Source organism: Mycobacterium sp. (assembly GCF_049280035.1).
Lineage (GTDB): Bacteria > Actinomycetota > Actinomycetes > Mycobacteriales > Mycobacteriaceae > Mycobacterium.
The window spans coordinates 1-7,899 of the sequence record NZ_JBAPPI010000893.1 but is presented as its reverse complement, the minus strand read 5'-3'; the positions used below and the strand labels follow the sequence as shown (position 1 = coordinate 7,899).

Sequence of the window (7,899 nt, the reverse complement as noted above, 5' to 3'; positions counted from 1 at the left end):
GCGCAACGAAAGATACCCCGATCGGGCTGGGCCACACCAAATCGCTTGAGCACCAGGCTAAATGACGCCCTCCGACACGGACCCGGCCATCCTCATCCCACCTATCCACAGAAACTAGGCAACTGTCATGATCGGCCTCGGAATCCTCCTTATCGTCCTCGGGCTCCTCCTCCCTGCCCTCGTTCCTACGTTCGCCTACGCCCATATTTGCTTGGTCATCGGCGTCATCCTCCTCGTCGTCGGCCTCGCGCTGATGCTGATGGGACGGATGGGACACGCCGTCGGCGGACGCCGCCACTACTACTGACCGGCCCGATGCACTCCCCGGCTCGGCTAGCAGCGGCTGGCCGAGCCGGGTGATACGAACCCGAAAGAAAGGCGGATAACGATGGCAATCACCGACGTTCGGGCCTTCACCCACCTGACCGACGCCGACATCGACAACCTGGCCGTTGAACTGGATGCGATCAGACTGGATATCGAGGATTCCCTTGGCGAGCGCGACGCACGCTATATCCGCCGCACCATTGCCACGCAACGAGCTCTGGATCTCACGGGCCGGCTCATGCTGGCCGGTAGCTCGAAACGCTCGGCATGGTGGGCGGGAACGGTGACGTTAGGTCTGGCCAAGATCATCGAGAACATGGAGATCGGCCACAATGTCATGCACGGCCAGTGGGACTGGATGAACGATCCCGAGATCCACTCCTCGACGTGGGAGTGGGACATGATCGGCGTGTCCAAGCACTGGCGATCCACGCACAACTTTCAGCACCACAAGTACACCAACATCCTCGGCATGGACGACGACGTGGGCTACAGCACCCTGCGAGTCACCCGTGACCAGCCGTGGGAGCCCGCCCACATCGGCAACCTGCTGTTCAACACCATCCTCGCGCTCGGATTTGAGTGGGGAATTGGCTTGCAGCCCATCGATTTCGGCAAAATCCTCAAGGGCGGCCCGGACCGCGAAACCACCCTCCTGCAGATCCGCGAATTCTCAGCCAAGGCCGGCAGGCAGGTCGTCAAGGACTACGTCGCGTTCCCGGCGCTGACCTCGCTGTCGCCGGCGGCGACATACAAATCGACGCTGAAGGCCAACGTGGTGGCCAACGTGATCCGCAACATCTGGACCTACGCGGTGATCTTCTGTGGGCATTTCCCCGATGGCGCTGAGAAATTCACCAAGACCGACATGATCGGCGAAAGCCGGGGCCAGTGGTATCTGCGCCAAATGCTGGGCAGTGCCAACTTCAACGCCGGGCCCGCGATGCGGTTCATGAGCGGCAACCTGTGCCACCAGATCGAGCACCACCTCTACCCCGATTTGCCCAGCAACCGGCTGCACGAGATCTCGATACGGGTCAGGCAGGTCTGCGACAAATACGACCTCCCGTACACCACGGGTTCGTTCCTGATGCAGTACGGCAAGGCGTGGCGGACCATTGCCAAACTGTCGCTGCCGGACCGCTACTTGCGCGACACCGCCGATGACGCTCCGGAGACCCGCAGCGAGCTGATGTTCACCGAACTGGAGCCCGGTTTCGCCGGGACGGACCTAGCGACGGGGCGCCGCCGCGGCCTCAAAACAGCGATCGCGGCGGTCCGCCAGTGGCGTCGCGAATCGCGCAGATCGCCGTGATCTACTGGCCGGTAACCTACGGGACCGTAGGTTACGTTATAGTCGGCTAGTAGTCGGGCCGGCATGCCACAACACCGTTGGACGGAGACCAGTTCGCGTGACCGAGATGAACTATCTCGATTTGCACGGTGAGCGTGTTGCCTATCGGGACGCCGGGGCCGGCGAGGCGCTGCTGTTGATTCATGGCATGGCGGGAAGTTCGGCGACCTGGCGGGCGGTCATCCCAGAGTTGGCGAAGAAGTATCGAGTAGTGGCACCGGACCTGCTAGGGCACGGTGAATCGGCCAAGCCGCGCGGTGACTATTCGTTGGGTGCGTTCGCGGCATCGCTGCGTGATCTGCTCGATGAACTAGGCATCAGCCGGGCGACTGTGGTCGGTCAATCACTCGGTGGCGGTGTGGCCATGCAGTTCACCTATCAACATCGCGACTACTGCCAGCGACTGGTTCTCATCAGCAGCGGTGGCCTGGGCCCCGACCTGAACTGGATATTGCGGATCCTCTCGGCACCCGGAGCCGAGCTGGTGCTGCCGGTGGTCGCTCCGCAGCCGGTGTTGAACCTCGGCAACAAGCTGGGGTCGTGGCTCACGTCAGCCGGAATCCAGTCGCCGCGCGCCGGCGAGATGTGGAACGCCTATTGCTCGTTGGCGGATCGGGAAACACGCCAGGCGTTCCTGCGCACGTTGCGATCGGTGGTGGATTACCGCGGCCAGGCGGTCAGTGCGCTCAGCAAGATGCATCTAAGTTCTGGATTGCCCACCTTGCTGATTTGGGGTGAGCAGGACCGGATCATTCCGGTCGCCCACGGGTACACCGCTCACGACGCCGTGCCGGATAGCCGACTTGAGGTGCTCGCCGGTGTCGGGCACTTCCCGCATGTCGAGGCCCCGACAGCGGTGGTGGACATTCTTGACGACTTCATCACCACCACAGGGCGGGATGCCGATCTGAGGAATCGAAAAACCTGATCAGAACAGTCACCGACCGGGAGCGACCGGCTGATCAGATCGCTGATCCTCGGGTGCGGCGACATCTGCGCGGCGATCCACATCGGTTGACTGCGACCGGTGGTCTTGCCGCGTTGTCGTTGGACGCATTGTCCAGCGTTGCCTACGGTCCCGAAGCGATCGTGCTGGTTTTGGTCGCCGCGGGTACGGCCGCAGTGCGGTTGACCCTACCGATCGCGATAGCAATCACGGTGCTGCTGCTGGTGTTGGTGGTCTCGTACCGGCAGGTGATCGCGGTCCACCCGAACGGCGGCGGAGCCTACGCAGTGGCCAAAAAGGACCTCGGCCGAACGGTGAGCCTGTTGGCCGCGGCGAGCCTGGTCGTCGACTACGTGCTGACCGTTGCGGTGAGTCTGGCGGCCGGGGCAGCCAGTCTGGGCAGCGTCTTTCCGGTGATGGCCCATCACTTGCTGGGCGTGACGTTGGCGGGGCTTGCTCTGATCACCGCCATCAACCTGATCGGAATCGCCGAATCGGCCAAGGTGCTGATGGGACCGACGATGGTGTTCGTCGTCAGTATCTTCGCCATCATCATCGTGGGGTTCATCCGTCCGCCTTCCGGCGCCCCTATCGGTACGGAACTGGGCCCCATCCATGCGACCGAGGCACTGGGACTGGTGTTGATTCTCAAGGCGTTTGCGGCGGGTTGTTCCTCGCTGACCGGAGTCGAGGCAATCGCCAACGCGGTGCCCCAATTCCGGACGCCCATCGTCAAGCGGGCCCAACACACCGAGGTCGCGTTGGGAGTGTTGCTCGCAGCCATGCTGCTTGGCCTGGCCGCGCTGATCAAGCTGCATCAAGTGACACCGCGCGGCGACGTCACCGTACTCGCGCAGCTCTCGGCGGGAGCATTTGGAACCGGGTGGCCGTTCTATGTGACCAACCTGGCGGTAACTCTGGTGTTGGCTCTTGCGGCGAACACCAGCTTTGGCGGTCTGCCGGTGTTGATGCAGCTGCTGGCCAAGGACCACCGGCTGCCGCACCTGTTCACGCTTCGCGCCGAACGCCCGGTGTACCGCTACGGCGTTGCCGCTTTAGGCCTACTGGCCGCCGCGGTGTTACTCGTCGTCGGCGCCGAAACCCACCGGTTGTTGCCCGTATTCGCGATCGGCGTCTTCATCGGCTTCACGATCAGCCAAACCGGGCTGGTCCGGCACTGGCTGCAACAACGCGGTCGCGGCTGGGTGGGCAAGGCCGCACTCAACGGGACCGGAGCGGTACTCACCGCCGTGGCGGGAGTGGTGCTCTTCGCCAGCAAATTCACCGAGGGCGCCTGGCTGCTGCTGCTGCTCGTCCCGGGGCTGATGGTGCTCTTCGCTCGGATCGAACGCTACTACTATCACGTCGCCGAACAGTTGGATCTAGGCCGGCCGCCACCAAGGCCCGTTCCGGGACCTTCCCGCGAAGTGGGCGACGCCATGGTCATCGTGCCGGTCATCACGATCAGCAAGGTCGTCGGGCATGCGTTGCAGGTCGCGATGCGACTTGGCGGCGAAGTGGTCCCGGTGACCGTCGACACCGACCCCGACGCCAACCATCGGCTCTGCGAGCTCTGGAAACAATGGGATCCCGGGGTTGACCTACGGGTCCTGCCCAGCCCGCACCGCACCCTGGTGGCGCCCACCGTCGGTTTCGTCCGAACCCAAGTCGAGAAGGGACGCTTCGTCATCGTTTTGCTCGCCTACATCGAACCGAGGCGCCGACGCTACCGAATCCTGCACAACCAACGAGGCCCGCTGCTCGCCACAACAATTCGCGCACGCACCGACGCTATCGTCGCCACGCTTCCGATTCGGTTGGACTGAGCATCGGCCCACCCACTCCCAAGGCCGCAGATCTCCGATCGACGTTCGTTGTGGCCGCACCCAAGGGTCCGATCCGCAGGTCTTGACAATTGCTCCCGCGGGGTGGACCGTCAAGTAAGTTGAGACGATCAACCAGTTCGGAATGGGTTCAGCCGTCCGCCGCTGTCCTCGCAGAGCGTTAGCTCACGCCGAACATATCGGTGACAACCGCATGTCGGGGATCACCATGAATGCTCTTCCTACGCCATCTATGCCGCGGGTCGGCGGCTTTCTTTCCCAGCCATGGGAGAGTCACACCACACGATTAGCCAATCGTCGGCTGAGGTCATCGGTAGCCGTCATCAGCGCCCACGGGCACATCGATGCATCCAACGCTGACACTCTGACCGAGTACACCCTGGGGCATCTGATGCGTTGCCGCGGATTGATCCTTGATCTGCGCGACCTGGATTTCTTTGGAACCGAGGGTTTCTCGGCTCTGCACAGGGTCTCCGTCTGCTCCGCGCACGCTGGCATAGGCTGGGCAGTAGTACCCAGTGAGGCAGTCTCCCAGGTGCTGCGGATCGGCGACCCACAGGGCTTGCTACCCGCCGCAAGCACCGTCGAGGCAGCGATGGCGATCATCCAAGGCCAGCCTCACCGTCCACCACGCCCATCGCGCGCCGCATAAACCCCGGACAATCCTCGAGATGCCAACGCACGGTGTGCGTGGTCTGCGGCGGTACACGACAGGTCCGGCACGAACAGCGGACCTTGACAGAAGCGATCGCCAACCTCGATTGTCCTGCGTTGTCGGTGGTTGACCCTGAGGTTCGAACACGCGAAATCTGAGGTTGTGGAGTGCGGCGCCGGCAAGGAATGTCGAGACCGCTGACGGCCGTGGCCGGTGTGTCGCATGTGAACCAAACAGGCGCTGCAATCGTTTCACCAGTAAGGAGGTGAACACAGTGCCTGAGCCAACCAGTTCGGCGGGCGCGGAAGCCACATGTGTTCACAGTCGCCGCAACATAGTTCATCGGCGATAGCCGCACCGCACACCGACTACTGATCGCCGACGCGACGGCACAACTAGCCGCCGAACATCGCGTGATGGCGCGCCGGTCTCGACATCGCAGAAAGCGCTATGAAGCCACGGCTGCACTATGCCGTGCGGGCTATGCGACTCACAAGCAAGAAATGGGGATTACGAAATGCAATACGGGTCAGGGGAGATGGAAGTTACACGATGATGCCGCGATGGCGGCCCGAAGCGCCGCATGGCGGCGACCTATCCGGGCATGACGAGTACGCGATGTGGGATGCCGCATACGTGCTGGGATCACTGTCGTCCGTCGAACGCCGGGAATTTGAAGCGCACATGGCCGACTGCCCGTTGTGCCGCAGCGCCGTTGGCGAGCTTATCGGCATGCCGGCCCTCCTGTCGCAGCTGGATCGCGATGAGTTGGCGGCGATCGACAATGGCAGTCACGTAGAACCGCTGCTGCCTGCCGAGTTGTTGCCGTCGCTGCTGGCCAAAGTGAGCTGGCGGCGGCGCCGGTCCCGCATCGTGACTTGGACGGCTGGGGCCGTCGCAGCCGCGGTGCTGGCAATCGGTGTGCTTGTCGGCGTTGGGGGTCATTACCCGACATCCGTGCCCACCCCGCCACAGGCGAGCGTGTCAGTTCAGCCGATGGCGCAGGTCGGGACCAACAGGCTGGCCTCGACGGTTTCGCTTAGCAGCCAACAGTGGGGAACGTTCATCTCGATGAACTGCGTCTGCCTGGCCGCGCTGAACGCCCATCACGACACGCTAGCGATGGTCGTGGTCGGTCGCGACGGTAGCCAAACTCGAATGGCAACCTGGGTGGCGAATCCGGGCCATACGGCGACGCCCGCTGGCAGCATCTCGACGCCAGTCGATCAAATCGCCTCTGTGCAGGTGGTTTCCGCCGACGACGGCCAGGTGCTCCTTGAGCATTCGGTGTGAGTCTCGCCACCGTGTAAACCGAAGTCACCCGCAGGTCGTGTTACTGATATCCACACAAGTTAGGTGAGCAGATGCCCAGGCAACAAAGGGTGGTCGACCACATCGTCGAGCACCTCGCGAGAATCGACACCGACTACATATTCGGGGTAGACGGGGCCAACATCGAAGATCTTTACGACGCCGCACATTTTCGTTCCGACATTACCGCGGTGTTGGCCAAGCACGAGTTTTCCGCAGCCACGATGGCCGACGGGTACAGTCGCAGCGGCGTCGGTTTGGGGGTAGTGGCGGCGACGTCTGGCGGAGGCGCACTCAATCTCATTCCGGGCCTTGGGGAATCATTTGCCAGCCGGGTGCCGGTGTTGGCATTGGTGGGTCAGCCTGCGACCACGATGGACGGTCGGGGCAGCTTTCAAGACACCAGTGGCCGCAACGGTTCATTGAATGCCGAAGCGTTATTTTCTGCGGTATCAGTCTTCTGCCAACGGGTGGTGACACCCGCCGATATCGTCTCGGCGTTGCCCCGCGCAATAGCGGCGGCACGAACCGGAGGGCCCGCAGTATTGTTGCTGCCCAAAGATATTCAGCAGGCGATGGTGGGCGTCAACGGCTACGACAAACGTAACGGGCATGCTGTTGACCCGACGCGGTCGCTCATCGGTGATCCACATCCGATCGTGCGCGCTCTGCGCTGGGCAAACGGACCGGTCACGATCATCGCCGGCGAGCAGGTGGCTCGCGATGACGCCCGGTCCGAACTCGAGGAGCTGCGGGCCCTGCTGCGCGCGCAGGTGGCATGTGTGCCCGACGCCAAAGATGTAGCCGGTACACCAGGTTCAGGTTCGTCCTCAGCGCTCGGTGTGACCGGTGTGATGGGCCACCCCGGTGTGGCCGACGCGGTGGCGGCTAGCGCCATGTGCCTAGTGGTCGGTACCCGCCTTTCGGTGACCGCCCGCACCGGCCTCGACGACGCGCTCGCCTCGGTGCCGACGTTCTCAATCGGTTCAGCACCCCCGTACCTGCCGTGCACGCACGTGCACACCGAAGATCTGCGAGGATCGCTGACGATGCTGACCCGGGCGTTGTCCGGGCCGGGGCGGCCAAGGGGCCTGCGCGTACCCGATTTCGTGCCAGACACCCAACTCAGTCCACCAGCCTTCGACGGTCCAGGTGTGCGCTACCGCGATGCCATCGCCGTGCTCGATCGCGTGTTGCCCGACGGGACGGACATCGTCGTTGATGCCGGCAACACCGGCGCAGCCGCAATCCATCACTTGCCCGTTCGCCGAGACGGCCGGTTCGCGGTCGCGCTGGGCATGGGCGGCATGGGCTACAGCTTCGGCGCCGGTATCGGGATGGCGTTCGGCCGTGCGATGAGCAACGGGCCAAGCCGGCGCACCGTGGTGATCGCGGGGGACGGTGCGTTCTTCATGCACGGCATGGAGGTGCACACCGCGGTGCACTACCGGCTTCCGGTGAC

7 protein-coding genes are annotated in these 7,899 nt (G+C 63.4%); all 7 read left to right on the top strand.

Features of this window, described 5'->3' with window-relative positions; translation table 11 throughout:
* Positions 1–127: 127 nt before the first annotated feature.
* Complete coding sequence (locus WAN71_RS28385) at positions 128–307, top strand: DUF6131 family protein (RefSeq protein WP_422228513.1); 180 nt, start codon at positions 128–130, stop codon at positions 305–307.
* Positions 308–388: 81 nt separating this feature from the next.
* Positions 389–1,642, top strand: coding sequence for a fatty acid desaturase family protein (locus WAN71_RS28380; protein ID WP_422228512.1), 1,254 nt, complete (start codon positions 389–391; stop codon positions 1,640–1,642).
* Positions 1,643–1,748: 106 nt separating this feature from the next.
* Entirely contained in the window at positions 1,749–2,609 is an 861-nt protein-coding gene (locus WAN71_RS28375; protein ID WP_422228515.1) for an alpha/beta fold hydrolase, read from the top strand.
* A complete protein-coding gene (locus tag WAN71_RS28370) occupies positions 2,609–4,453 on the top strand; it encodes an APC family permease (RefSeq protein ID WP_422228514.1) in 1,845 nt (614 codons plus the stop codon). Before WAN71_RS28375 ends, WAN71_RS28370 begins: the two co-directional genes overlap by 1 nt.
* Before the next feature lie 142 nt (positions 4,454–4,595).
* Positions 4,596–5,123, top strand: a complete 528-nt coding sequence (locus WAN71_RS28365) for an STAS domain-containing protein (protein WP_422228511.1) — start codon at positions 4,596–4,598, stop codon at positions 5,121–5,123.
* A gap of 555 nt (positions 5,124–5,678) precedes the next feature.
* Positions 5,679–6,419 carry an anti-sigma factor family protein gene (locus tag WAN71_RS28360; RefSeq protein WP_422228510.1) on the top strand — a complete coding sequence of 247 codons (741 nt, stop codon included), beginning with the start codon at positions 5,679–5,681 and terminating at the stop codon, positions 6,417–6,419.
* A 71-nt stretch (positions 6,420–6,490) separates the two neighbouring features.
* Positions 6,491–7,899: thiamine pyrophosphate-binding protein (locus WAN71_RS28355; protein WP_422228509.1), on the top strand; the 1,409-nt coding region annotated here is incomplete at its 3' end.

Bases quoted from the DNA above. Each gene is read 5' to 3' on its own strand.
- WAN71_RS28385 (WP_422228513.1), top strand. From the start codon at position 128: ATGATCGGCCTCGGAATCCTCCTTATCGTCCTCGGGCTCCTCCTCCCT.
- WAN71_RS28380 (WP_422228512.1), top strand. From the start codon at position 389: ATGGCAATCACCGACGTTCGGGCCTTCACCCACCTGACCGACGCCGAC.
- WAN71_RS28375 (WP_422228515.1), top strand. From the start codon at position 1,749: ATGAACTATCTCGATTTGCACGGTGAGCGTGTTGCCTATCGGGACGCC.
- WAN71_RS28365 (WP_422228511.1), top strand. From the start codon at position 4,596: ATGGGTTCAGCCGTCCGCCGCTGTCCTCGCAGAGCGTTAGCTCACGCC.
- WAN71_RS28360 (WP_422228510.1), top strand. From the start codon at position 5,679: ATGATGCCGCGATGGCGGCCCGAAGCGCCGCATGGCGGCGACCTATCC.